Here is a 24,147-nt window from a genome sequence, read left to right as displayed (position 1 = left end):
TTCACGGTTCCAGATTGGTGGGAACCGATACCACGAAACACGCCCCGCCGTCAGGGCTCTCCCCCACCGTGATGGTGCCGCCATGCGCCTGGATGACAGTATAGGCGATGGCGAGGCCGAGGCCGGTTCCGGCACCCACCGGCTTGGTGGTGAAGAACGGCTCGAAGACGCGCTCCCGCAACTCCGCGGGAATGCCCGGGCCGCTGTCACCGATGGCGATGCGGTAATGCTGTGCGTCGCTCTCGGTCCGGATCACGATGCGGCCGCGGCCCACGATGGCGTCGGCGGCGTTGCTCAGCACGTTCATCACCACCTGATTCAGGAGTGTCGGCGAACAGCGCAGCTCCGGAACCGCCTCGAACTGCCGCAGCACGGTGATGCGCTCGCCCAGCTTGTGCGCCAACAGGGCCAGCACCGTTTCCACCGCGTCGGGAACGTTGACGCGCTGGAACGCGTCGTCCGAACGCGAGAATTTGCGCAGCCCGGCTACTAGCTCCTCGATGCGGCGCAGACCCAGCGTCATGGAGCGCGAGCGGCTCAGCGCCTTCTGCAGCAACGGCTGAACCTCGGCCTCCCCCGGCAGCAGCGACTGCATCTGGTCCAGCAGCCGTTCCACCGTGCGCTGATGCGCCAGGATAAAGGCCAGCGGATTGTTGATCTCGTGCGCGATGCCCGCCACCAGCTCGCCGAGCGAGGCCATCTTCGCCGATTGCACCAGCTTGGTCTGGGTGTCGCGCAGCTGGCGGTTGGCTTCTTCCAGCTCTCCATTGGCCTGGGCCAGCGCCTCCGCCAGCGCCGCCTTGGCCTGCGCCGCCGCCGCCTCGGCCAGGGCACGCTGCACCGAACTCTCGCGCTCGCGGATCTCCTCCGCGGCGCGGCGGTCCTCATCCTGCAGCATCTTCCGGCGCAGCGCGGCGCGGACGCGCATGGTCAGCAGCCTGGGTTCCGCGACGCCGGGCACCATGTCGTCGGCGCCGGCCTCGAATACCTGTGCCAGGGCCTCGCGCTCCGCGCCATTGTCGGTGCCCAGGGCGACGATCTGGAAGCCGGCCGAATCCCCGGCCAGCGTCGCCGCGCCACGCAGCCCGTTCAGCCGCGCACACACGGCGGCCCCGTTGTAGCGCGTGCCGAGAACGTTGATCAGCACGCAATCCCAGTCCAGCGGCCGCGCCGCGACGGCTTCCAGGCCGGCTTCCGCATCCGCCTCGGCGCGGACCACGTAGCCTTCGCGCCTCAGCAGGCCGCTCAGATAGGTGCGGAAGGTGGCGCTGTCGTCGATCACCAGGATGTTGGCCCGGCGGAAGGCCGCGCTGCCGCCGCCATGCTCGCTGGCGGCGGTCACGGCACGGCGCCGCAGCAGCGCGCGGATGCGCAGCAGCAGCAGGTCGTGGTCGGCGGATTTCGGCACATAGGCATCGGCGCCGCTTTCCAGCCCCTGCCGCTCCAGGTCGCCCTCGCGCGCTTCGGTCAGCATCAGCACGGGGATCGAACGGGTGCGGCTGTTGAGCCGGATCTGGCGCGCCAGCTCGTCGCCGTTCATGCCGGGCAAATGGAAATCGGCGATCACCAGGGCGGGCAGCGAAGCGTTCAGCGCTTCCAGGGCCAACTCGGCGGTGCCGGCACAGGTGACGCGGAAGCCTTGCGCTTCCAGCATCCGGCGCATCTGCAGGGCCTGGGTTTCGGAATCCTCGACCAGCAGGACCCGTATCGCCTGCCGCTCCGACAATCCGCTCATGCTATGGCCTCCCGCACCACCGCCAACAGGTGGGGACCAATCAGCGGCAGCGGCAGGGTGAGCAACGATCCGCCCATCCGCACGGCGGCGGCGGGCATGCCATACACCACCGCCGTGCTCTCATGCTCCGTCAGCGTCAGCGCACCCGCCTGCCGCATGGCCAGCAGCCCGGCCGCACCGTCCTCGCCCATGCCGGTCAGCAGCACGCCGAGACCCTGCGCGCCAGCCGTCTCGGCCACGGACTGGAACAGCCGCGTCGCCGACGGGCGCTGGCTTGCCAGCGGGGGCTCGGCACTGAGCCGCAGCACGCCGCCAGGCGCCATCAGCAGGTGGCGTTCGCCAGGCGCCACGTACACCTCGCCCGGCCGCGGCCGCTCTCCATCCCGCGCCAGCCTGACGCGCATCGGCACCAGCCCGTCCAGCCAGGCGGCGAAGCCTTCCAGGAACGGGCTGCCCATATGCTGCACCAGCAGAACCGGCAGCGGGTAATCGGCCGGCAGGGCGCCAAGCACCTGCGCCAGCGCCGGCGGTCCCCCCGTGGACGCGGCGATTGCCAGAACGGACGGCCGCGTTCGCGGCAGCAGCGCCGATGGCGGCGGCAGCGGCGGCCGGGAGATGCCGGGGCCACGGCGCCGGATTACCGGCACCTGGCTCATGATGAACAACTGCGTGCAGATGGTCTCGGCGATCCGCTCATACCCGTCGGTCTCGGTGCCGACCGGCTTCTCCACCACCGACAGCGCGCCGGCGCGCAGCGCGTTCATGGAGATGCGCAGCGCCGAATCCTCGACGCTGTCGGCGATCACCACGATCGGTGTCGGCTGTTCCGACATGATGCGGCGTGTCGCTTCCAGCCCGTCGATGCCAGGCAGGCGGATATCCATGGAGATGACGTCCGGCCGCAGCCGCGGCAGCTCCTGCAGGGCGTCCTCGGCCGAGGCGACGGCCGCGATGAGGTGGAGCCGTGGATCGCGCATCACGATGTGCGACAACAGGCGCCGCACCACCAGCGAGTCTTCCACGATCATCACCCGCACGGCGGCAGGCGGCGGACGGCTGGCAGGGTTCACAGCATCTGCCCGATGGTGGCCAGCAATTCGCGCTGGTCGAATTTCTGCTTGGTGATGTAGGCGCCGGCGCCGAGTTCCAGGCCGCGCCGCACATCCTCCGGATCAGCGCGCGAGGTCATCAGGATCACCGGGATCGCCGCCAGGCGCGGGTCGTTCTTCAACGCCTGCAACAGAGCGAAACCGTCCATGCGCGGCATCTCGACATCGGCGACCACCAGATCCACCAGCAGGTCGCCGCTGCGCAGTCGGTTCAGCGCGTCCAGCCCGTCGACGCTCAGCAGCACGCGGAAGCCCTGCGCCTCCAGGATGCTTTTCTCCAGGGTGCGGGTGGTGATCGAATCATCCACCACCAGGATGGTGGCGCCGGGGGCCGCCTCCGCCGCCACCAGCCCGAGCCCGGCCGCCGCCAACGGCCCCTCCTGCCGCAGCCAGCGGCTGACCAGCGCCTCCGGGCTGAGCACCACAACGGGCGCTTCCCCTTCCAGGGCCACGGCACCGGTCACCAGCCCGGCCTCGGCCAGGGTCACGTCCACCGACTCGACGTCCAGCGTGCGCACTTCGCGCAGCTGCTCGACAACAAGGGCCAGCCGGCGTGTGCCGCTGCACAACAGCACCGCCTGCAACGGCCCGCCGGCCGGCGTCGCCGCATGGCCGAGAAGGGAGCCCAGGTTCACCACGGGCACGATAACGTCACGCCCGCCGGATTCGATGCGAAGCACCGGGCGGCCCTCGACGCTTTCCACGGCGTCCGGCCGAAGCCGCAGCAGGCGCTCCACCACGCGGCCGGGCAGGCCCCAGCTCTGCCCCGCCGCCTCCATCAGCAGCACGGGCTGCCGAGCCGCGGAAAGCGGCACCGCCAGCTCGATCTCGGTGCCGCAAGGCTGGCGCGGCCGCATGCTGACCGTGCCACGCAGCCGTCGCATCGCCTCCGCCACCACGGACAGGCCAATGCCGCGGCCGGACAACCTGTCCACCGTGGCGGCGGTGGAGAAGCCGGGCTCGAACACCAGCGCCAGCAGGCGGTCCTCGGGCGGCGGAGGCTGGTCGGCCCTGCGCGGCGGCAGCAGCCCGCGCGCGACGCCCGTGGCCTCGATGCGCGCCAGATCCGGCCCCGGGCCGTCATCCGACACCGAAAGCCGCAGCATCCCGCCGCTGGTGGCGAGTCGCAGGGCGACGCTGCCCTCGGCCGGCTTGCCCTGCGCTGCACGTTCGGCGGGCAGCTCCAGCCCGTGGCTGACGGCATTGCGCAGCAGGTGCGTCACCGGGTCCTTCAGCGCCTGCAGCACGGCTCGGTCGGCCTGCACCTCCAGGCCAGCCACCTCCAGCGTCGCGGTGCGCCCCGATTCGCGCACCAGCTCGCGCAGCATGGGGGCCAGGCTACCCAGCACCGTCTCGGCCGGCACCAAGGTAAGGCGCTCGACGCGCTGGCGCAGCGCCGTCGAGGCAGCCTCGACCGCGGCGGCGGTGGCCCGCTGGTCACGCCCGAGCCGGGCCACCTGCTGCACCAGCGCGTCGAGATCGGCCGCCATGGCGCGCCCGGCCGCGTCCGCCCGCCGCAACACCGCGGCGCTGCGGCGCAACCCGCGCAGCCCCGCTTCCACACTCCGCCATCCGGCCGCAAGCCCGCCCTGGCGCGCCAGGGCCTCGGCCACCAGCCGGGCGGCGTCGGCCACCGCCTCCACCTGCGTGGTGGGCAGCCGCAGGTATTCCGCCGCGGCGGCCGACGCCGGAGGCCTGGGCGCGGCAGCGGCCGGCGCCGGCTCCGCGGCCTCCGCCGTTCCGTGCTCGAACGAAGGCGGCCGCGGACCCGGGATCCCCTCCTGCCCCGGCGCCGGCCCGGGTGCCGCAGCGAGGCCGGCCACCTCATCCTCGATGCCGTCCAGCTCGCCACGCAGCGCGTCCAGCATGGCCGCATCGAGCGTGGCATCACCCTCGCCCAGCCGGGCGAAGCGTGCCTCCAGCCGGTGCGCCCGCTCCTCCACAGCCGGCAGGTCCACGGCGCGCGCCGCGCCCTTGAGGCTGTGCGCCCGGCGAAAGGCGTCGCGCAGCTCGAAGGGCTCGCCGCGCTCGGCCGCCAGCAGCGCCGCGCGGATCGCTTCCAGATGCTCGCGGTGCTCCACCTCGAAGGCGGCGAGCAGCTCCTGCCGCAGCTCGTTCATCGGCGCGGCGGCGCCTCAGATCCGGTAGCGGTCGGCGAGCGTCACCAGCTGCTGCGACAGCAGCGACAGGTTGGCCGCCGCCGTGTCGAGCTGCCGCGTGCCCACCGCCGTCTGCTGGCTGGCTTGGCGGATGTTCTGCAGCGCGCTCATCACCTGCTCGATGCCAAGCTGCTGCTGGTTGGTGGATGCAACGATCTGCTGAAAGGTGTGCACGCTGTCCTGGATGCGCCCGGTGATCTCGGTGATGGTCGTGTGGGTGGTGTCGGTCCGCTCCCGCCCGGCCGCGACGCGCTTCACCGCCTCCTCCGTCAGCATCACGGAGGAATTGATGCCGCGCTGGATGTCGCCCAGGATCGAGCGCACCTGCGCCGTGGCATCCTTGGCCTGATCGGCCAGCGTCTTCATCTCGGCGGCAACCACGGCGAAGGACCGGCCCTGCTCGCCCGCCGCCGCTGCCTCGATGGCGGCGTTCAGCGCCAGCAGGTGCGAGCGTTCCGAGATGTCGTTGACCGAGGCGATGATCTCACCGATCGCCTGGGTCTTTTCCGACAGCGCGACAATGTTGGCGGCCACCGCCTCGCCCTGCTCCCGGATCTGCTCCATAGCGTGCACCGTCTCGTCCACCGCCTTCAGGCCGGCATTGGAGGTCTGCGCCGTGGCCTGGGCGGAGGCGATCACTTCCTGCGCCCGCTTGCCGATCTGCGTGCCGGAATGGGTGATCTCATCCACGGTGGCGGCGGTTTCCTGCACCGCCGCCAGCTGTTCCTCGACCGAAGCCGCCTGCTCCTGGGTGCTGGCGCGGATCTCGGCAGCGGCGGCGTTCAGGTTCTCGGTCGCCTCGCGGCTCTGCCGGGCCAGTTGCCGCAGCCCCTCCACCATGGCGTTCAGCGTGGCGCCGAGCTGGCCCAGCTCGTCCCGGCCGGTCGCGGCGGGCGGGCCGCTCAGGTCGCCCCGGCCGACGCGGCCGACGAACTCGGAGAAGGTGGCCAGCGGCGCGGTGATGGAGCGGCGGATTAGCAAGGTGATGACAATGCCCAGGGCCAGCGCGCCCAGCAGCACGGCGAGGACCGACATGCGGCTTTCCTTGTAAACCTCCTGCCCGCGCTGCTGCCCGGCGGCGAGCAGGTCGTTCAACGCGTCCCGCAGCGCATCGCTGGACTGGTCGAACTCGGCCCGCACCGCGGTCACCGCATCCCCGGTGGCGATGGCGGCGGCCAGATCCTCATTGCGGATCGCCTCCAGCTGCAGCCGGGTTTGCGAGCGGATGCGCTGCAGCTGCGTGCCGGTTCCGACCAGCAGGCGACCGACGCGTTGCCAGGTGCTGCGCCGCTCGGGCGAGACGGCCGTGGCGAGGTTCTGCTCCGCCGCCGCCTGCATCTCGCGCATCAGCCGCTCCGCCGCCTCGGCCTCGCGCGACCATTGCGTGGCCAGATCGTCGGCGCCGCCGCCGCGGCCGAGATTGCGCAGCAGAAAGCGCGAGAAATGCTGACCCCGGCTGTCCTGCATCGCTGCTTCAGTGTCGCGCAACTGCGCAAGCTGCCGGAGGGCGGCGATGTCGCGCGTGATGATCATGTCCGTGGCCGCGGTCACGACGCTGATCTGGTTCAGGCCGTACAGGCCGAGCCCCAGCAGCAACAGGGTGATGGCCATGAAACCGAGGAGAATGCGGTTGGCGATCGTCAAGGCATCAGGCTCCGGCGGTGTGGGCAACGGGAAGAAAGGGTTGCAGCAGACGGTCCATGTCGATCAGCCCGACCAGCGATGACGAGGCCGGCCCGGCTGGCAGCAGGGCATGGCCGGAGATCGCGCCGGACAGGGAACCGGACGCGGGCGGCAAGGGCTGCAGGGCCCTCACGCCCTCGGCCCGATCGACGCGCAGTACGAGGCGCGCCGCGGCGTGGCGCAGCACCACCAAGTGCCCGCCGGGCCGCACCGGGCGTGCCCGGCCCAGCGCCAGCGCTAGGTCGAGCAGCAGGAAGCTCTGGCCGCGCAGGCCCACCAGCCCGAGCAACGCTGCCGGCGCGCCGGGCAGTGCGGCGCAGGGGGCGTCCGGCACTACCCGGGCGACGCCGGGCAGCGGCACGCCGCAGAATTCCTCGTCCAGGCGACAGATCAGCGTCGGCAGCAAGGCTTGCTCGGGCGCGGTGCCGCGGCGCGCCGCCAGCATCGCCGTGCGCTGGTCCAGGATGCGCCGGGCACGGGCCGGAGGAACATGGTAGGGCGAAGCGCGGTCCGGCATCAGCCCACCCGATCCCCCAGCGCGTCGAGCTGCAGCCGCACCCCGGCGTGCAATTGCCGCGCGGTCATCCCATCCCCTTCTTCCAGAAGCGTTCCGCCGGGCCATGCGGTCACCAGGCGCGCGGCGGCGGCCAGGGCGCGCCGCCCTTCGGCACGCCGGCCTTCGTCTAGCAACAACAGACCCAGCTGGTAATGGGCCATGGCGAAGTCCCGCTTCAGGTAGATGGCGCGGCGAAACGCCGCCTCCGCATCATCCACCCGGCCCTGTGCCCGAGCCACCAGCCCGTCCAGCTGGTGCAGCGCCGCGACGGTCGGCGCCGCGTCCAGGGCGGCGCGGCAGGCCCGCGCTGCGGTGTCGAGATCGCCACGATCGGCCGCGGCACGCGCCTGCACCGCCATCGTGCCTGCCAAGGCGGGAAGCGTTGACGCTGCATCCGATGGCGGCACCGGCAGCAGGGCCGGCGCGGGCCGCCGCGGCGGAGGCCCCGGCGGCGCGGGCGTGAGGGCGGGCAGGGCTTCCGTCGCTGTCGCGGCCGGCGGGCCGGGCGGTGACGTCACGTCGGGCAGCGGGGCGCGGCGATACGCCACGGTGCCGGGCAGTTCCACGACCTGAAGGAAGTGCGCGAAGGATGGGTTGGGCTCGGCATGGCCGAGCAACAGCCAGCCACCCGGCCGCAGCCGCGCGGCCATGGCCCGCACCAGCGCCTGTACCGTGTCGGGATGGAAATAGATGAGGACGTTGCGGCACAGGATCAGGTCGAACTCATTCAGTTCCAGCGGCGCGCTGTTGTCGAGCAGGCTCAGCAGGTTATGGCGGCGGAACTGCACCAGGGCGCGGTGCTGCGGCCGCAGCAGCCAGCGGCGCCCCTGGTCGGCGGGCTCGAAATCCTGTTCCAGCTGCTCAACCGGCTGGCCGCGCAGCGACCACCGGCTGGACAGGCCGAGCCGGGCTTGGCGCAGGGCGTCCTCGTTCAGATCGGTGCCGAGCACGCTCAGCCGCCATTCCGGCACCGCATCGCCCAGCAGTTGGCGCAGCAGGATGGCCAGGGAATAGGGTTCCGCGCCATTGGCGCAGCCTGCGCTCCACAGGCGCAGGCTGCGCTGTCCGCAGTTCTGCCGCAGCAGGTCCGGCAGGATGGTCTGCCGCAGGGCGGCGAATTGCTCGGCGTAGCGGAAGAAGAAGGTCTCGCCGATGGTGATCTCGGCGGCCAGGGCCGCCCATTCGTCGTCGCCGGCCTGCGGATCCTGGAGCCGCCGCAGATAGGCCGCGCTGTTCGCCGACCCGGTCTGCCGGAACCGCCGCAGCAGCCTTTCCCACAACAGCTGATCCTTGTCGCTGTAGTAGAAATGACCGGTCTGCTGGATAACAAGCTGCTTCAGGGCCGGGAAATCCGCATCCGACGCCAGCTCCGGCGCGGCGGGCTGGCGGCGCGGCGTTGGCATCAGCTCGGCTCGCCCCATTCCTGCAGCCGCGTCTGCGCCGCCTCGCGCAGCGTCGCCAGCCGCGCCTGTTCCTGCGCCAGCAGGATCCGTTCCGGGGCGAGAAGATGCGCGAAGCCGTCGGCCAGCGGCAGCTCAGCCACGGCGCAGCCATTCAGCGAGGCATCGCCGGCTAGCGGGCGAAGCCCGGCCGGCGGCACACGCACCAGATCCAGCACACGGTCCACCAGCAGGCCCGGCAGCGCGCCTTGTGGCCCCGGGCTGGCAAGGATCACATGCCGGTACAACGCGGCCTCCGCGTCCGCCGTCTCGGCGGACAGGCCGAACAGCCGGGCGAGATCCAGCACCGGCACCGCCTCGCCGCTGAGATTGAGGAACCCGGCCAGGGGCCGAGGCAGGCCCGGCGGGCGCCACAGCCGGGGCAGCGGCAGGATCTCCCGCACGGCGGCGCACGACAGGGCGCAGCGGCGGGCGCCCAGTTGCAGCACCAGGTAGGCTTCGGCGGAAGCGGAAACAGCGGCGGCCGGATTCAGCGGGTGGCTCCTGCGAAACACGGCTTGTGGTTACCATCCCGGCGAACAACCAGCCAGACGGCGCCTCGACGACGGCCACCGGCAGCGGCACGATGCTGCGATCACTACAGGGATGAACCGTTTCATGGCCACCGATATCGCCGCTGCCGCCCATGCGCTGCTGCGAGCCCGCCGCGAGCGGCAATGGCTCGATGCCCTGCCTGAGGGTGCGCGGCCGCAGACCCTGGACGAGGTCTACGCCATCCAGGCCCTGGTGGCGTCGGAACTTGGGCCGGTGGCCGGGTGGAAGGTGGGTGCCGCCACGCCGCAGGCGGAGCCCAGCGGTGCACCGCTGCATGCCGACACCTTGCGTTGGGACGCCACCCCGTTCCGGGCCGACGCCTTCAACCTGACCGGCATCGAGGCCGAGATCGGCTACCGCCTGCGCGCCAACCTGCCGCCGCGCGACGCTCCATATTCCCGCGACGAGGTGCTGGACGCCATCGACGCGCTGCACCCGACCATCGAGCTGGTGGACAGCCGCTTCAAGGCCATGGGGCCGGATAAGCTGAGCCATGCGGCGGACCAGGGTAGCCACGGAGCCTTGGTGATCGGCCCGGCCCTGTCGGAGTGGCGCCACATCGAGCCGCCGACCCTGCCGGTGACGCTGAGCTTCAACGGCACGGTGACCGTGCAGCACGTCGGCGGCAACTCGGCGGGCGAGCCGATCCGGCTGATCCAGTGGCTGGCGAACACGAGAGCCCGTGCCTTTGGCGGGCTGAAGGCCGGCATGGTGATCACCACCGGCAGCACCACCGGCATGCTGTTCGTGCCGCCCGGCACCCGCGTGCGGGCCGAGTTCGCTGGTGTCGGCGTGGTCGAGACGGCGGTGCTGTGAGGCACTGCCGGGGCGGCGATGCCGCCGCCCCGGAGCCGGTCAGGCCAGGAAGGAGCGCAGCGACTTGCCACGCTTGGAGACCTGCAGCTTCTTCAACGCCTTGGCTTCAATCTGGCGAATGCGCTCACGCGTCACGTTGAAGGTCTTGCCGACCTCCTCCAGCGTGTGGTCGCTTTCGCCGCCGATGCCGAAGCGCATGCGCAGGATGCGCTCCTCGCGCGGCGTCAGGTCGGACAGGATGCGCATGGTGGCATCGCGCATCGAGGAGCGGGCGGCGGCCTCGAACGGCACCACGGCATTCTCATCCTCGATGAAATCGCCGAGGCGGCCGTCGTCATCCTCGCCCACCGGGTTCTCCAGCGACACCGGCTCGCGCGCCAGGCGCTGCACGGCGCGCACCTTGTCCACCGACATGCCGAGTTCGCCCGCCAGCTCCTCAGGAGTGGGCTCGCGGCCGGCCTTCTGCGCGAAGCGACGGCTCATGCGCGCTACCTTGCCCACGGTTTCCGTCATGTGGACGGGCACGCGGATGGTGCGCGCCTGGTCGGCGAGCGACCGGGTGATGGCCTGCCGCACCCACCAGGTAGCGTAGGTGGCGAATTTGAACCCGCGGCGCCAGTCGAACTTGTCGACCGCGCGCATCAGGCCGATGTTGCCCTCCTGGATCAGGTCGCCGAACATCAGGCCGCGGTTGCGGTAGCGCTTGGCGATGTGGACGACGAGGCGCAGATTGGCCCGCGTCAGCTCCTCCTTCGCCTTGCGCATGTCGCGCTCGCCCTGGCCGACCTCGGCGCAGACCCGGCGCAGTTCGCCCGCCGGCAGTCCGGCTTCCTGCTCCAGGCTGGCAATGGCGGCGCGAAGTTGGGGAAGCCCTTCCCGCAGCTCGGCCAGGGCCGCCTCGCGGCGGGCGGAACTGGTCTTCTGCGCCGAAGCGGCGGCCAGCAGCGCCTGCATGCCCTTGTCGCTGCCATCCCACAGGCGCAGCACCAGGTCACGGTCCATGCGGGCCGCCACGGCCAGGCGCAGCACGCGACCGTCGAGGCTCAACAGGCGGCGGTTCAGGTCCCGCATCTGCCCGACCAGCATGTCGAGCCGTGCCGGACGCAGCCGCAGCGCGCCGAACAGGCCCACCATCTCGGCCCGATGCGCCAGCGCCGCCTCGCTGCCGAGGCTCAGACCGCGCAGCGCGTCATGCGCCTCGATCGCGGCGGTGAAGGCGGCCAGCACCTCCGGCTTCATCTTCTCATCGAGGGTGGCGTGCGGCGCCGGCTCGCCTTCCTCCGCCTCCTCGGTTTCGGGCGCGGCGGCCGCTGGGCTGGCGGCGTCGGCCGCCATCGCCTCAAGCTCCACCACGTCGCGCAGCGGCATCTGCCCCTGTTCCAGGGCGGCCCGCCAGCTGCGCAGGTGATTGAAGGAGAGCGGGCTTTCGCACAGGCCGGCCAGCATCGCATCGCGCCCGGCCTCGATCCGCTGGGCGAGCGCGATCTCCTGCTCGCGGGTCAGCAGGTCGGTGCCGCTCATCTCGCGCAGGAACATGCGAACGGGATCGTCGGAACGGGCCATGGCGGCCGCGTTGACGTTGCCACCCTCCTCGCCCTGTTCCTCGGTGGAAGCCTCGGCCTCCTCCGGGTCGCGCTCTTCCTCGGGCTCGGCGGCGGCGGGGCCGGCCTGCTCCTCCTGGTCGGGATCGACGAAGCCCTCGGCAAATTCGGGGCGCCAGTCGGGATCGGCGGACAGGTCCTGTTCCATGCGGTCGCTGTTTTCCTGTCCGTCGCGTCGCAGGATGCCACCGAACGCCACGCGAGCCTTGAGCGTCGCGCCGTTCTCGGACTCGCCCTGATCCGACGCGCCGTAGTTAAACATCCCGTCCATGCGATTCACCCGTGCTTCTTTCGTCTTCTGGGGGACCAGGTCGGTCCCGGAACCCTGGCCCGCTCCGCCTTCGACACAGACCGGCCCGCCGCGTCTGGAATGACGCGCGGGCTGGGATGCGCAGCGGGATTGGGTGCCACCTCGCGTGGCAACGCGTTATTTAGGAATGTCAAACGACCGGAAACACCCCTGAGCCACCATCCTTTGTGTCATGCCAGCTTTGCCAAAGCGTCACTCCCGGTCGGGAAGGGACGCCATATGCCAGAAGGCGGGGTCGTTTTGCATCACAGAAGATGGCCTGCGGCATGAAAAACCGTAAGCAGCCGGTCACAATTGGTCATTGCGCCGCTGATCCGGGCGTCGTTCCTCGCGGCTGTGCCACACGCGGATCACGACCACGGCGTCCCGGCCTCCATCGCGGCGGTAGCGCAGGACATAGGCGCCGCTGGCGAAGGGCACCAGCAATTCGCGGCGCTCCGTGCCATCGGCCAGGGGACGGCCCAGCGCGGCATTGACGGCCAGCCGATCGGCGCCGCGGGCGATCGCCCGGGCGGCGCGCCCCGCTGCTTCGGGATTGTGCCCGTGCAGGAACAGCAACAACCGCTCCAGATCGGCGACCGCTTCGGGCAGCCAGAACAGGCTGGCCATGCCGGAGCGCTAGCGGCGCGAAAACGGCGTGGCCGCCTGCCCGAAGCCGTCCAGCCACTCCGCAACGCTTGCCTGTGGCAGCGCTTCCCCGGTCAGGCAGAAGCGTTCCCACCGGGCGAGATCCTCCTGTTGTTCCTGTTCCAGTGCTTCCTCGCGCTCCAGGAACTCCATTACGGCTCGCTTCATCAGCCAGTGCGGTGAACGATCGCGCTTCTCGCCAAGCGCCTGGAGCCGGCGCCGGGTGTCCTCGTCCAGCTTCAAGGCCAAGCTGCCCGACATATCGGTGCTCCGGTCAAAGGTGATACTTTTCTATACCGCAGCCCAGGTCGGACACAACCGAAAGCCTTAACGCCACCTGTGAACCTTGCCAGCCAGTATCCGCTGGGCAGCAATCGGGGACCGGCCGATTCGTGAACCTTGCCAGCCCCATTCCGGCGGCGTCACGGAGCGGATGTGACCCTTGCCAGCCATAGTTCGATGGAGATCAGGCCCCAAGGTGTGAACCCTGGCAGCAACACCCTTCGCCGAAAGATTGTTCATTTCCAGCAAGATACGCAGTTGTCCACGGGAACCTTGCCAGCCCTCTACAATACAATCCTTCCTTCAACCTGAAGCATTGCGGAGTGATGGCAAGGTTCACAGCAGGGCTGGCAAGGTTCGCATCGACGGAGCAGCCGACGCCGTGCAGGGTGCGCCGCATGGTCGAGGCGAACGCGAAATCCGTCACCCACGAGGCTCAGGAACAGGGCGATCTTTTTCCGCCGGCAGCCACGGTCCATGAGGTGGTGGAAGCCCGCGGCGCGAGAGGTGCCGTGCAGGCAGCCCAGATGGCCGTGCTCGACGGCAGGGCGCCGAGCCTGCCCAAGGTTCTGGCCGGGCGCATGGGCCGCCAGATCGCGGACACGGCGTCCTCGGCCATTGTGCGCGAGTTCGAGGGTAACAGCGAGATCGGCTACAGCTATTCCGCCTGGTGCCTCGCTGGCCTGCCGCACCGCGACCAGCCGAAGGACCAGAACTGGCTGATCGAGACCGATTACGCGCGACTGCTCGTGCGCCCCGGCGTCCGCCTGTGCGACGACAACAGCCAGGAATATATCGGCACGCCGTTCGGCAGCTATGCCCGCCTGCTGATGATCGACTGGCAGACCGAGGCGCTGGAGCGCGGCAGCCGAGAGATCCACATGGGTCGTTCCGCCAGCGCGGTGGTGGCCCGCCTCGGCATCAATCGCGGCGGTCCCAGCAACGGCAAAGTGGCCGACCAGCTGGAACGGCTCGCCACCTGCACCGTGGATTTCAGCTTCGGAAACGACAAGAAGGGCGTGATCGTTAACCAGAGGCTGGTCGACGCCTTCAGCTATGTGGGCGAGCGCGACCCGCGCTCCAAGCGCACCGCGCGGCTGGTAGAGCGGGTGATGCTCTCGGAAGCCTTCTTCAATGAGTTACGGCGGCATCCCGTGCTGGTGGACCGCGCCGCGGTGCGCGACCTGACCACCTCCCCCTTGGCCATCGACATCTATCTGTGGCTCGCCTACCGGCTCCACTCCTTGCCCAAGGAAACGCCGATTGGCTGGGACAGGCTGTGGCGGCAGTTCGGATCAAGGGTCGGCGCGCTGAAGAACTTCAAAACGCAGTTCGAGGCGCCCCTGCACCTCGCCTTGTCGGCCTACAAGAACGCCCGGGTGCGGGTCACCGATCGCGGGCTGCTGCTGGAACCCTCCCCGCCGCCGATCAACAGCTGAGGGGCCGGCGGAGCGGCTTCCAAGGTTCGCACTTCACCGGCTCATTCCTTTAACAGCAGGGTCGGCAACTGATCCGCCAAGCGCTGCACTGTACTGTCAGACAACGTGGTGGCGAAACGGAACACCCATTGTCCCCCGTTCCGCGTCAGCGTGCCGATGCGCTGTCCCTGATGAACAATGTGGCGCCGCTCCGGCCGCGCCGCCTGCCCGGCAGGCGCAGGGCCCCTCCCCTCGGCCGCGCGCATCAGCACGGCGATCTGCTCCTCCGGATCGAGCTTGCCCTGATCAGCGCCGAGGGCCTCGCGCTGAGCATCCAGCGCATTCAGGATGCGCGGCAGCGCTTCCGGATCGGCCTCCACGGCCTCCATCACGCGACGCGCCCGCAGCATCGCCAGCTTGCGCGGAGAGCGCAGCCGGTCGGTGATCTCGGGCGGAAACCGTGCCAGACGCAGATAGAGGCTGAAGGTGGACGGGTCGAGGCCGAACTGCGCCGCCAGATCTCGGCCCTGCAGCGTCATTCGGCTCCGCACCTCGGCAAACCAACGCGCCCGTTCCAGGGCCGAGATATCCTCACGGCGCTCATTTTCTGAAAACTGCACGCGCAGCATCGCCGCTTCGTCCAACTCACGTCGGCGCGCCAGCACCGGAAGACCAAGGCGCCGACAGGCTTCCAGGCGCCTGCGCCCCGCGGCGATCTCGTAGCGGTCGCCATGCTGCCGCACGGTGATGGCGTCGTTCTGGCCATTCGCCCGGATATCATCCAGCAAGGCGGTGAACTCCGGGCCCTCGAAGGCGGCCGGCAGGCGGTCCCGCGGCAGAGTGTCGATTACCAAGGCCGGTTCCAGAAACAAGAATTCCTCGACTGTGTCGCCCGCCGCACCGGCAACGCCGCGGATCCGAGACAATTCCGATTGCAGCGCCGTGTTGGTCGATCCTGCCTGCGCGAGTTCAGCCTCGAGCCGCGCGATCCGCTCCTTCAATCCTTCCGAAGCCAGACCCAGGGCCATGCTGGGGCGGTGTGGCGTGGCCTCCTGCGCCGCGGCCTCGGGCAGTTGCGCGGTGCTGCTGCGGACCGCCTCGGCCAGGGCGCCAAAGCGGGAGTTACGGCGGGTCATGGCCGGCTGTCCCCGGACGCCGCAATCCGTCCCCAGGCCATCCGCATCTGCTCCTCCAGCGCCCGGTTAACCGCGTTCACGCTGGCCAGCACCCGGTTGTAAGCGGCGCGGTCAGTGCTCGGCTCATATTCATAAAGTGTTTCCTTGCCGAAGCCGGCGGTGCCCACGATCCGGGAATGCAGGAAGGCTCCGGGCAGCACCATATCGCCGAAGCGCTCGCGCAGCAGCGCCGCGAGCGCCTCCTGGCTTCGGTCGGCCGGATCGAAATCGGTCAACAGGATGCGGCTGAAGCCGAACCCGATGCTCTGTCCGAAGGCCGCCTCGAAATCCGCGGTGTATCCCGCCAGATGCGAGAAGAAGGCTCCGGTGGACGCCAGATCGGTCATGGTGGCCCGGGTCGGGATCACCACGCCCGTCGCGGCGTGCAGGGCGGTGGTCATCAACATGTTCACGTCGGGCCGGGTATCGACCACCACGACGTCATAGCAATGCTGCAATTGGGCTTGCAGTGCGGAGAGTTCATCGAAGTACAGCGTGGTCTCTGCCCGACCGCCTTCCGCGCGGCGGGCTAGGATTTCCTCAGCATCCGCCAGGCTCGGTCCGGCGGGAACCAGATCAATGCCGGGCCAGTAGGTCTTCTGGCACAACCGGCCCGCCACATCCCTGGACCCGTCTTGCGGCCGTTGGAGCCAAGCCGTGAAGCAATCCTCGGTGCCGATCTCATGCACCGGGTCGAGTCCGAACTGCGCCGTGGCGCTGCCCTGGCTGTCGAGATCGATGAACAGGACCCGGTATCCGGCCAGCGCGAGGTATTGCGCGAAGTGGACGCTGCTCGTGGTCTTGGCCGAGCCGCCTTTGAAATTAGTGAAGACGATGGAAGCCAAGCCCTCACCACCCTGCCGGCGCGGCCAGGCTTCAGGCCGTTTCAGCATCCGGGCCGCCGCCTCGCGCGCGGCAAGCACTTCCTCAAAGCTGATGCGGGCCCTTGGTGCAATGCCCGTGCCGGTGCCCGCCAGCCCGGCAACCTGGCGCAACTGGCGCGGCGAAAGGTTCATCAGGGTGGCAGCTTCTTGGACCGAAAATTGCCGCAGCCTCTTGCGCTTATCCGGAGCGTTCTCGACCTCGATGGCGGTGCGTTGTGCCGCTTGCAGCACATCGGCCACATGGCGAAAAAGGCGATGTGTGCTCATGCTGCTCCTGCCGGGGATCGAATGACAATTTTCCACGCTTCTGGTTCCTTCGCGCAGAAGTTCCCAGTTCGTCAACCTCGATTGGATGCATCCAAGTGAAGATAGAATTGGATGCATCCAATCAGGCGCGTCGCCCATGACCCAGATGGCGGAACGTGAACGGGTCAAAGCAAGAATCCGTCTGCTGGTCGCCCGCACCGTCGAGAACGGATGCACGGAGGCCGAGGCGTTGGCCGCGGCGGAGATGGTGGGGCGCCTGCTGCACCAGTTTGCCCTGACTATGGACGAGGTGACCTTGCGCGAGAGCGCCTGCGTGCAGCGCAGGATCGCCTGGCCCACCACCCGACGGCGGCCGGTGGATGGCTGCGTCCCAGCACTGGCCCGGTTCTGCGACTGCAAGGTCTGGATCGACCGGCAGCAGGGCGCCGCTGCCTACATCTTCTTCGGCATGGCCGAGGATGTTGAACTGGTCGCCTACCTCTACGAGATCATCCTCCGTGGGATCCAGGGCGCAACCAAGGACTTCAGAGCCGCTCGGCCTGAATTAAAAGGCGGCGCCCTGGTCTCGGCACAGCGCCGCTACCAGACCGGCATGGCCGCGAGGCTGGCGGAGCGCCTGGAAGCCCTGCGCCAGATGCGCCACACGGAGTTTCGGCAGCAGCATGCGCGGGGCGGAGCCCTGATCCTTGTGAAGGATCAGGCGGTGGAGGCCGCTTTCCGCGCCACGGCCGTTCGCTTGGTAAGCACGAGACGCGGAATGGTGCGGGCGGATGACGCTTACCACCAAGGATACGCCGCGGGTGAGGGCATCAACCTGAACCGGCCGCTGCGCCGACAGGATCGGGATCGCATCCGGTGACGCCGGATCGGCAACGGCAAAGGGTCTATCGCTGGGAGGACCGGGTGGTTGCGCCGCGCGACGCCACCCAACTCCCTGCGGCCATCGTCGCCGGCATGGTGGAGGCCATCTGGAGCGAACTTGGCTTGCGGCACCCGCCCTGCGTGGAGCCCCTGCCGCTCCAGGCGCGCCGCAGGCTTGCCGATGGCTCGCGCCTTTGCATCCGGGTGAGTGGCACGGCACCATCCTGGGTGGTGCTGCACGAATTGGCGCATGCGCTGAGCAGCACCGCCGAGGGGTGGTCCGATGGCCACGGTGCCATCTTCGTAGGCCTCTATGCACAATTACTCACCCGGTACCTTCGCATCCCGGCTCATGAGCTGATGCTGTCGCTGAAACAGGCGGGAATCGCCGTCGAACAATCGGCGCGTCCTGTCTTTCTGGATCCCGCGGCGCCGTGGCCAGACAGTTTGTGAACCTTGCCAGCTCATCGGTTCGCGGTGCTTGACCGCGGCGGAGGGTACCCCACACAGTCGCTGCGACAATCATGAGAGGAGAGCAGGCCATGCCGCATGACGGGCACGAGCACCACGATATGCCGCCGCCGGCGCCGCAGGATGGCTGGAAGCACAGCGGGGTGCGCGTGGTTCCGGCCGGCAGCTTCGACACGGGGACGGCGCAGACCCAGGGCATGAACCGCGCCGCAGCCATCAATCTGGCCCGGGTGGGGGCGCAGAAGATCTGGGCTGGCACAGTTCACATCCATGCTAATGCCAAGACGGGCGCGCACCACCATGGCGCGCTGGAGAGCGTGATCTACGTGATCAAGGGCAGGGCGCGCATGCGCTGGGGCGAGAAGCTCGAGTTCACCGCCGAGGCTGGTCCGGGCGATTTCATCTATGTGCCGCCCTACGTGCCGCACCAGGAGATCAACGCTTCCTCCGACGAGACGTTGGAATGCGTGCTGGTGCGCAGCGACAATGAGGCGGTGGTGGTGAACCTGGATATCGAGCCGGTGGAAAGACCGGAGGACGTGCCCTGGGTGGATCCGATCCACAAGGACCCGGCCGCCGGCTGATCCTCAGTCCGTGGCCGGCCGCAGGCTCACCTGCACGCCGCCAGATCGGCGCAGCACCTCCAGTTGCACCGCCGTCCCCACCCGGCGCAGCAGAAGATCGGCACCACCATCGCCGAGCCGCAGATTGTGCAGCATCAGATGGTCGACTGATGGCGGCAGCATGGGCGCGTCCAGCACGATGGTGTTGCGATGCGCCTCGAAGCGAAGGCCGAGACAGACGCCCAGCAGGGCGATCGGGGTGCTGGCGGCCCACGCCTGCGGAGAGCAGGCGACCGGGTAAAGAGTCGGGCCTTCCCCCTGGCGCCGCCGGAAGCCGCAGAACAGCTCCGGCAGCCGGTGCGCGGGATCGTGGCTCGCCGCCTGCAGCAGGACCTGGAACACCTGCATGGCGGCTTGGCGGTGCCCGTATCGCGCGAAGCCCTCCGCGATCAGGGCGTTATCGTGCGGCCAGACGGAGCCGTTGTGATAGCTCATCGGGTTGAAGCGCGCCGCATCCGATGCAACGGTGCGGATGCCCCAGCCGCAGAAGGAGGCCGGCTCCAGCAGCGCCTCGGTCATCCGGCCAGCGCGCTCGCGGCTGGCGATGCCGCCGAAGAGAGCGTGGCCGGCATTGGAGCTGTGCACCCGGCAGGGCTGCTTCTGCCCGTCGAGGGCCAACACGTAGCTGTTCAGTTCCTCATCCCAGAAGGCTGCGTCGAAGCGGTCGCGCAGCGCCACAGCGCAGGCGTCCAATTGGGCGGCGCGGTCCGGACGATCCACGGCCTGCGCGATGCGCGCCCCGGCCCGCCACGCCGCGTAGGCGTAGGCCTGCAGCTCTACGAGCGCGATCGGTCCCTCCGCCATGGTGCCGTCGGCGTGGAAGATCGCGTCATGGCTGTCCTTCCAACCCTGATTGATCAAGCCGTTCGGCGTCTTGCGGAGATACTCGACGAAGCCGTCGCCGTCTGAGTCGCCATGCTGTTCGATCCAGCCGAGCGCGGCCTCGATATTCGGCCACAACTTCCGCAGCGTCGCGACGTCGCCGGTACGATCCAGGTAGGCCCCGGCCAGCATGATGAACAACGGCGTGGAGTCGACACTGCCGTAATAGTGCCGGAACGGCACCTCGCCGAGCAGCGCCATCTCGCCTTGGCGCATCTCGTGCAGGATCTTGCCGGGTTCGGCATCGTTCTCCGGATTGACCTCCTGCGCCTGGTGGGCCGCCAGGAAGTGCAGCACGCCGTGGGCGAGGGCGGGGTCGAGCCACAAGGTCTGCCATGCCGTGATCAAGGCGTCGCGGCCGAATGGCGTGCTGTACCAGGGCGTGCCGGCATAGGGGTAAGGTCCGTGCGGCGTATCGGTGACCAGCATCGCCAGATCGGCGGTGGAGCGGTGCAGAACCGCGTCGAGCAGCGGATCATTGCTGTCCACCCGCGCCACCCGCGCCCGCGCGGCATGGCGTGCGGCGCGGGACTGATGTAGGGCCGCGCCGAAACCATGCCGCGGCGGCAGCGCCGTTCCGTCACCGCAGCGCACCGACAGGAAGAGGGTGGTGCGGCCATTGGCTGGCAGGGTGATGTCGTGGACCGCGCGTTGAGCCTCGAGCAGCCGCGGCGCCGGATCGAAGCACAGGGCCGTCCGCCGGTCGGTGCCGTCAAGACCTGTATACGACAGGCACACGCCGTTGCCGATAAGGCCGGGGCGATGATGTTCGCCATGGGCCGGTCGGCGGCGACCGCGCACTTCGAACAGATCCGCGAAGTCGGCGGCGAAATGGAATTCCAGGCGGAATCGGCAAGCGGCACCCGAGAAATTGCGGATGGCCAGCCTTTCATGCCAGGTGCCGTTCCACAGGAAACGCGTCCGCCGCAGATGCAGCTGGCCGCGCAGCAGGGGAGCGCCGAATCCGTTATCGGGCAGCGCCGGATTGGTCAGGTCTGCCGTCAGTGCCGAGTTATCGGATTGCAGGCCGGCGCTGAGTTGCTGCGGCCGGAGCCCGTTGAGGCGCAGGCACAGAAATGACAGGTGCCGGGTGTCGCGGTGGAAGAGGCCTTGCGATCCACCGCTCAACTCGCCATCCGCACCGAACACGGCGAAGCTGTCGCCATGCTTGAGCGTCATGGCGCGGCTGTCCTGGGGTTCCGTGGCATCCTCGGTCGCAATCAGGCCCGCTGGACCATCCATCATCGGGAAGACCTGTTAGAAAAGGGCAGGAAATGGCGCATGCCGGGGCCGCTCCGCTGGAGGCCCTCTATGCGTAGAGAGTGGGAGCCGAGCCGTTCAAGCGGTTTCGGGACCGGATCCCTGGAAATCCACCACGAAGGTTCAACCTTCCGGGGAGATGTCCAGCAACATACCGACAGTAGTGGGGGATGATCCGTTCACCTCCACCGGTTGCCCGCCGCCGATCAAGCGGATCAGTTCCAGCCCGGAGCAGCCATGGTCACGCCCGCCTGCGCCGGCACAGGCCGCGGGTTCGAAGCCGGGACCCTGATCCGTGACCAGGATGCGGAGCCTGCCGCAGGATGGCTCGTGCCGCAGCTGCAGAGTGACGGTTCCGGTGCCGTGCCGCATCGCGTTGAACAGCAATTCCCACGCCACCATGCCGAGGCGCGGCGCATCCAGCGCACTCAGCCGGATGTCGTGGCCGAATTCCGTGCGCACCTGCCGCACGCCGTCCGGCAAGAGGCGGCGGAAGCTCTCGACCAGCGTGCCGATATACTCCTCAACGGCGATCCAGCGACCGCACGGCTGGCCCCGAAGCCAAGTGTGCAGGTCGGCCACGGCCTGGATCCTGCCGGCGGCCGCGGTGAGGCGATCGGCCAGGAAACGGTCCCCCAGGCCCAGCGCCTGCAGGTACAAGGCATCATTGACCATCTGCAGGCCGTTGCCGACGCGATGGTCCATCGTCTGGATCACCGAGTCGCGTTCCTGCAGCAGCTTCTGGAACCGTGACTGCGCGCAATCCGCTTCGGTCCGCGCAGCCTGCAGGGCGCGCTGCTGTTCCAGCATCTCCAGCTGGCGGAGTTGCAGCTCCCATTGGCCGGTCAGCAACTCCGCCAGGGACCAGAGGCGGGCCTGCTCCTCGGGTTGCAGCCCGAGCGGCCTCGGCTCAGTTGCCAGGATCACCAGAACACCGCGCTGCGTCTCGCGCAGGATCAGCGGCACCACGGCGCAGAACCGCATCGACAATTCGCCGAGGTGAAGCTGAAACGCCGCCAGAACCGGATGTCGTCGTGCATCCGGCACGACGACCAGGCGGTGCTGCTCGGTGAGCCAGTGCCACGCCGCACCCCTCGGGCCGTCCGGGCTTGAAGCCAGTTCCAGCCCGTCGGGCACCTGCCCGCGAAAGCAGGCCAGGGCAGCAGTGGTGCCGAAGCTGGCGCACGCGAGGTCGGTGACCTGGTCAATCGCTCGATGCAGCGGCGTGGCGCAACCGGCGCCCGGCCAGCCGGGCCAGGTGCCGACGGCAAGGACCTCTGGCGTGTCGGTGACGAAGGGGGGCAGGGCTGACAAGGCAGCCGTGTCAGCATCCATCGGCTGATCGAATGGCGTGGCACGTCTCACGGCGCTGGCTCCCCGTCTTCCGGCGACGAGCTTGGTCCGGCAACCTAATGGTTGAGCGGAGAAGCGTACCGGATGCGCGATCTTCCCTAGCACGAGATGTTCTGCAATCTATAGTTGTACAACGATGGAATACAAGCGGCAAGAACTGGTGGCCAGCCTGAAACGGACACGCGCAGGAGGCAGTCCCGAGACACGGTCGGCCCAACAGATCGTCAACGGCCAAGCTTTTTTGATTGCCGCTCGATCACAAAACCGCGAGTAGTAGGGCGGGGCTAAAACAGCCCGGTTCGGTGGCGATGCGAGCAGGGCACGCCGGGAATTCCAGAACAGGAGGCCCAAGATGGTGGCTGACGCGGAATGGTGGCGCGGCGCAGTATTGTACCAGATTTACCCGCGCAGCGTCGCGGACAGCAATGGCGACGGCATCGGTGACCTGCCAGGAATCGAGGCGCGGCTGGAGCACATCGCCAGCCTGGGCGTGGATGCCATCTGGATCTGCCCTTTCTACGCCTCGCCCGGGCGCGATTTCGGCTACGACATTTCCGATCACGTCGCGATCGATCCGCAGTTCGGCAGGCTGGAGGATTTCGACCGCGTGCTCGCCAAGGCGCACCGCCTGGGGTTGAGGGTGCTGCTCGACCTGGTAGGCGGCCATACCTCCGACCAGCACCCCTGATTCCAGCGCAGCCGCACCGCCCGCACCGCGACTGAGGCCGATTGGTATGTCTGGGCTGATCCCGCGCCGGACGGCACGCCGCCCAACAATTGGCTCAGCGTATTCGGCGGGCCGGCCTGGAAATGGGAACCGCGCCGCCGGCAATACTTCCTGCGCCATTTCCTGGACAGCCAGCCCAGCCTGAACCTTGCCAACCCGGCGACGTTGGATGCGGTGCTGGAGGTGGGCGAGTTCTGGCTGAAGCGGGGCGTCGACGGCTTCCGCCTCGACGCCATCGACTTCCTGGCCCACGACCCGCTGCTCCGCTGCTCCGCTGCTCCGCTGCTCCGCTGCTCCGCGGCAACCCGGCACGCCCCACGGCAGACGGGCAGGTACCGGCGAAGCTGTTCGGGCTGCAGAGCCACCACAACGACATGATGCATCCGGATACGCTGGCTATTCTGGGCCGGATCCGCGCATTGACCGACCGCTACCCGGGCACCACCACGCTGGGTGAGGTTTCCAGTCAGGACGGCGCTTTCAACCGCGTGCGGCGCTACACGGCGGGGGAAGAGCGGCTGCACATGGCCTATACCTTGCGGCCGCTGCGCGGCGGCTTCGACCAGGCCACGGTGAATGGCCTGATCGAGGCCGCGGCGGCCGACGCCTCGACGCCAGGCTGGCCCTGCTGGTCCTTCTCCAACCACGACGTGGAGCGGGCGGCGAGCCGCTGGAAGCCGCCCGGCGCGCAGGATGGCGATCCGCGCTTCGTGCGGTTGCTCGCCATGCTGCTGCTGTCGCTACGTGGCAGCGTCTGCCTGTACCAGGGCGAGGAACTAGGCCTGCCCGAGGCCGAGTTGCTGTTGCAGGATGTCCGCGATCCCTTCGGCCTGACCTATTGGCCGGAATTCCGCGGCCGCGACGGCAGCCGGACGCCGATGCCCTGGGCCTTCGCCCAGCCGAATGCCGGCTTCTCCGAGGCCAGGCCGTGGCTGCCGGTGCCCGAGGTCCATCGGGCCCTGGCCGTGGACCGACAGGAAGCCGATCCGGCCAGCCTGCTGCAGATGTGGCGGCGGGCGATCGGGCTGCGCCGGGCCTGTCCCGCGCTGATGCGGGGGACCCAGCGGCAACTCGACCTGCCGGCGCCGGTCGTGGGACTGGTGCGCGAACATGGGCGCCAGAGCATCCTGGTTTTGTTCAACCTATCGGCCGAGCCAGCACGGCTCAGGATCCCCGAACTGGGCGGCGCCACGGTGCTGCCGGACGTGGCGGGACTCGGCGCCTGGATCGAGGTCGAAGAGGGCGAGGCGGTGGCCATGCTGCCGCCCTTCGGCACGCTGATGGCGACGGTGGATCCGGCGCTGGTTCCGGTACTGGTTCCGGCGCGCAGCCTGGAATTGCAGACCGGCTGACG

20 protein-coding genes and 1 pseudogene are annotated in these 24,147 nt (G+C 69.1%); 7 read left to right on the top strand and 14 right to left on the bottom strand.

What is annotated here, in order from left to right; genetic code table 11:
- Window position 1 precedes the first annotated feature (1 nt).
- From D2K64_RS13465 to D2K64_RS13435, 7 genes are read right to left on the bottom strand one after another with little or no spacing between them, the layout of a single operon-like run.
- A complete protein-coding gene (locus tag D2K64_RS13465; protein ID WP_120008881.1) occupies window positions 2–1,735 on the bottom strand; it encodes a response regulator in 1,734 nt (577 codons plus the stop codon).
- Complete coding sequence (gene cheB / locus D2K64_RS13460) at window positions 1,732–2,805, bottom strand: chemotaxis-specific protein-glutamate methyltransferase CheB (protein WP_456316375.1); 1,074 nt, start codon at window positions 2,803–2,805, stop codon at window positions 1,732–1,734. The genes D2K64_RS13465 and cheB overlap by 4 nt, the downstream gene beginning before the upstream one ends.
- The gene (locus D2K64_RS13455) at window positions 2,802–4,964 is read right to left on the bottom strand and encodes a hybrid sensor histidine kinase/response regulator (protein ID WP_120008880.1); all 2,163 of its coding nucleotides are present in this window, start codon (window positions 4,962–4,964) and stop codon (window positions 2,802–2,804) included. The genes cheB and D2K64_RS13455 overlap by 4 nt, the downstream gene beginning before the upstream one ends.
- A 15-nt stretch (window positions 4,965–4,979) precedes the next feature.
- Window positions 4,980–6,647, bottom strand: a complete 1,668-nt coding sequence (locus D2K64_RS13450) for a methyl-accepting chemotaxis protein (RefSeq protein WP_202910665.1) — start codon at window positions 6,645–6,647, stop codon at window positions 4,980–4,982.
- Window positions 6,648–6,651: 4 nt separating this feature from the next.
- Window positions 6,652–7,203: a chemotaxis protein CheW gene (locus D2K64_RS13445; protein ID WP_157985836.1), complete on the bottom strand. Its 552-nt coding sequence runs from the start codon at window positions 7,201–7,203 to the stop codon at window positions 6,652–6,654.
- Window positions 7,203–8,645, bottom strand: a complete 1,443-nt coding sequence (locus tag D2K64_RS13440; protein WP_120008878.1) for a CheR family methyltransferase — start codon at window positions 8,643–8,645, stop codon at window positions 7,203–7,205. Before D2K64_RS13440 ends, D2K64_RS13445 begins: the two co-directional genes overlap by 1 nt.
- Entirely contained in the window at window positions 8,645–9,196 is a 552-nt protein-coding gene (locus tag D2K64_RS13435; protein WP_238384174.1) for a chemotaxis protein CheW, read from the bottom strand. Before D2K64_RS13435 ends, D2K64_RS13440 begins: the two co-directional genes overlap by 1 nt.
- 103 nt (window positions 9,197–9,299) lie before the next feature.
- Between D2K64_RS13435 and D2K64_RS13430 the strand changes: the two genes are divergently transcribed.
- Entirely contained in the window at window positions 9,300–10,052 is a 753-nt protein-coding gene (locus tag D2K64_RS13430) for a 2-keto-4-pentenoate hydratase (protein ID WP_120008877.1), read from the top strand.
- Window positions 10,053–10,091: 39 nt separating this feature from the next.
- Here D2K64_RS13430 and rpoD read toward each other — a convergent pair whose 3' ends face one another.
- The 3 genes from rpoD to D2K64_RS13415 all read right to left on the bottom strand — a co-directional run bounded on the left by rpoD (window position 10,092) and on the right by D2K64_RS13415 (window position 12,851).
- Entirely contained in the window at window positions 10,092–11,924 is a 1,833-nt protein-coding gene (rpoD, locus tag D2K64_RS13425) for an RNA polymerase sigma factor RpoD (protein WP_120008876.1), read from the bottom strand.
- 327 nt (window positions 11,925–12,251) lie between these two features.
- A complete protein-coding gene (locus D2K64_RS13420; RefSeq protein ID WP_120008875.1) occupies window positions 12,252–12,572 on the bottom strand; it encodes a type II toxin-antitoxin system RelE/ParE family toxin in 321 nt (106 codons plus the stop codon).
- 9 nt (window positions 12,573–12,581) lie between these two features.
- On the bottom strand, window positions 12,582–12,851 hold the full coding sequence (locus D2K64_RS13415; protein WP_120008874.1) for a CopG family ribbon-helix-helix protein: 270 nt from the start codon (window positions 12,849–12,851) through the stop codon (window positions 12,582–12,584).
- Window positions 12,852–13,270: 419 nt separating this feature from the next.
- Between D2K64_RS13415 and D2K64_RS13410 the strand changes: the two genes are divergently transcribed.
- Window positions 13,271–14,311, top strand: coding sequence for a replication protein RepA (locus D2K64_RS13410; RefSeq protein ID WP_120008873.1), 1,041 nt, complete (start codon window positions 13,271–13,273; stop codon window positions 14,309–14,311).
- Window positions 14,312–14,352: 41 nt separating this feature from the next.
- Here D2K64_RS13410 and D2K64_RS13405 read toward each other — a convergent pair whose 3' ends face one another.
- Both D2K64_RS13405 and D2K64_RS13400 read right to left on the bottom strand, forming a co-directional pair.
- The gene (locus tag D2K64_RS13405) at window positions 14,353–15,426 is read right to left on the bottom strand and encodes a ParB/RepB/Spo0J family partition protein (protein WP_120008872.1); all 1,074 of its coding nucleotides are present in this window, start codon (window positions 15,424–15,426) and stop codon (window positions 14,353–14,355) included.
- On the bottom strand, window positions 15,423–16,691 hold the full coding sequence (locus D2K64_RS13400) for an AAA family ATPase (protein ID WP_238384173.1): 1,269 nt from the start codon (window positions 16,689–16,691) through the stop codon (window positions 15,423–15,425). Before D2K64_RS13400 ends, D2K64_RS13405 begins: the two co-directional genes overlap by 4 nt.
- 61 nt (window positions 16,692–16,752) lie before the next feature.
- Between D2K64_RS13400 and D2K64_RS13395 the strand changes: the two genes are divergently transcribed.
- From D2K64_RS13395 to D2K64_RS13385, 3 genes are all read left to right on the top strand, one after another.
- The gene (locus D2K64_RS13395) at window positions 16,753–17,475 is read left to right on the top strand and encodes a DUF7168 domain-containing protein (RefSeq protein ID WP_120008870.1); all 723 of its coding nucleotides are present in this window, start codon (window positions 16,753–16,755) and stop codon (window positions 17,473–17,475) included.
- Window positions 17,472–17,930 (top strand): hypothetical protein, encoded by a 459-nt coding sequence (locus tag D2K64_RS13390; RefSeq protein ID WP_120008869.1) that lies wholly within the window; start codon window positions 17,472–17,474, stop codon window positions 17,928–17,930. Before D2K64_RS13395 ends, D2K64_RS13390 begins: the two co-directional genes overlap by 4 nt.
- A gap of 89 nt (window positions 17,931–18,019) precedes the next feature.
- Window positions 18,020–18,532, top strand: coding sequence for a cupin domain-containing protein (locus tag D2K64_RS13385; protein ID WP_202910664.1), 513 nt, complete (start codon window positions 18,020–18,022; stop codon window positions 18,530–18,532).
- Between the two features lie 3 nt (window positions 18,533–18,535).
- Here the strand turns inward: D2K64_RS13385 and D2K64_RS13380 are convergent, their stop codons facing one another.
- Both D2K64_RS13380 and D2K64_RS13375 read right to left on the bottom strand, forming a co-directional pair.
- The gene (locus tag D2K64_RS13380) at window positions 18,536–20,632 is read right to left on the bottom strand and encodes an amylo-alpha-1,6-glucosidase (protein ID WP_202910663.1); all 2,097 of its coding nucleotides are present in this window, start codon (window positions 20,630–20,632) and stop codon (window positions 18,536–18,538) included.
- Between the two features lie 204 nt (window positions 20,633–20,836).
- Window positions 20,837–22,048, bottom strand: coding sequence for a histidine kinase dimerization/phosphoacceptor domain -containing protein (locus tag D2K64_RS13375; protein WP_120008866.1), 1,212 nt, complete (start codon window positions 22,046–22,048; stop codon window positions 20,837–20,839).
- Window positions 22,049–22,418: 370 nt separating this feature from the next.
- On the opposite strand from D2K64_RS13375, the pseudogene D2K64_RS25505 reads away from it, so the two are divergent.
- Together D2K64_RS25505 and D2K64_RS25095 are read left to right on the top strand one after the other, a co-directional pair.
- Window positions 22,419–23,171, top strand: a pseudogene (locus tag D2K64_RS25505) (alpha-amylase family glycosyl hydrolase).
- On the top strand, window positions 23,060–24,145 hold the full coding sequence (locus tag D2K64_RS25095; RefSeq protein WP_456316376.1) for an alpha-amylase family glycosyl hydrolase: 1,086 nt from the start codon (window positions 23,060–23,062) through the stop codon (window positions 24,143–24,145). Before D2K64_RS25505 ends, D2K64_RS25095 begins: the two are co-directional and overlap by 112 nt.
- Window positions 24,146–24,147 lie beyond the last annotated feature (2 nt).

Source organism: Teichococcus vastitatis (assembly GCF_003604215.1).
Classification (GTDB): domain Bacteria; phylum Pseudomonadota; class Alphaproteobacteria; order Acetobacterales; family Acetobacteraceae; genus Pseudoroseomonas; species Pseudoroseomonas vastitatis.
The sequence above is the reverse complement of the archived record's forward strand: the minus strand, read 5'-3'. Positions and strand labels throughout refer to the sequence as shown.

Bases quoted from the DNA above. Each gene is read 5' to 3' on its own strand.
- D2K64_RS13380 (WP_202910663.1), bottom strand. From the start codon at position 20,632: ATGACGCTCAAGCATGGCGACAGCTTCGCCGTGTTCGGTGCGGATGGC.
- rpoD (WP_120008876.1), bottom strand. From the start codon at position 11,924: ATGGACGGGATGTTTAACTACGGCGCGTCGGATCAGGGCGAGTCCGAG.
- D2K64_RS13465 (WP_120008881.1), bottom strand. From the start codon at position 1,735: ATGAGCGGATTGTCGGAGCGGCAGGCGATACGGGTCCTGCTGGTCGAG.
- D2K64_RS13430 (WP_120008877.1), top strand. From the start codon at position 9,300: ATGGCCACCGATATCGCCGCTGCCGCCCATGCGCTGCTGCGAGCCCGC.
- D2K64_RS13455 (WP_120008880.1), bottom strand. From the start codon at position 4,964: ATGAACGAGCTGCGGCAGGAGCTGCTCGCCGCCTTCGAGGTGGAGCAC.
- D2K64_RS13410 (WP_120008873.1), top strand. From the start codon at position 13,271: ATGGTCGAGGCGAACGCGAAATCCGTCACCCACGAGGCTCAGGAACAG.
- D2K64_RS13395 (WP_120008870.1), top strand. From the start codon at position 16,753: ATGACCCAGATGGCGGAACGTGAACGGGTCAAAGCAAGAATCCGTCTG.
- D2K64_RS13420 (WP_120008875.1), bottom strand. From the start codon at position 12,572: ATGGCCAGCCTGTTCTGGCTGCCCGAAGCGGTCGCCGATCTGGAGCGG.
- D2K64_RS13440 (WP_120008878.1), bottom strand. From the start codon at position 8,645: ATGCCAACGCCGCGCCGCCAGCCCGCCGCGCCGGAGCTGGCGTCGGAT.
- D2K64_RS13445 (WP_157985836.1), bottom strand. From the start codon at position 7,203: ATGCCGGACCGCGCTTCGCCCTACCATGTTCCTCCGGCCCGTGCCCGG.
- D2K64_RS13405 (WP_120008872.1), bottom strand. From the start codon at position 15,426: ATGACCCGCCGTAACTCCCGCTTTGGCGCCCTGGCCGAGGCGGTCCGC.
- D2K64_RS13385 (WP_202910664.1), top strand. From the start codon at position 18,020: ATGCCGCATGACGGGCACGAGCACCACGATATGCCGCCGCCGGCGCCG.
- D2K64_RS13415 (WP_120008874.1), bottom strand. From the start codon at position 12,851: ATGTCGGGCAGCTTGGCCTTGAAGCTGGACGAGGACACCCGGCGCCGG.
- D2K64_RS13375 (WP_120008866.1), bottom strand. From the start codon at position 22,048: ATGGATGCTGACACGGCTGCCTTGTCAGCCCTGCCCCCCTTCGTCACC.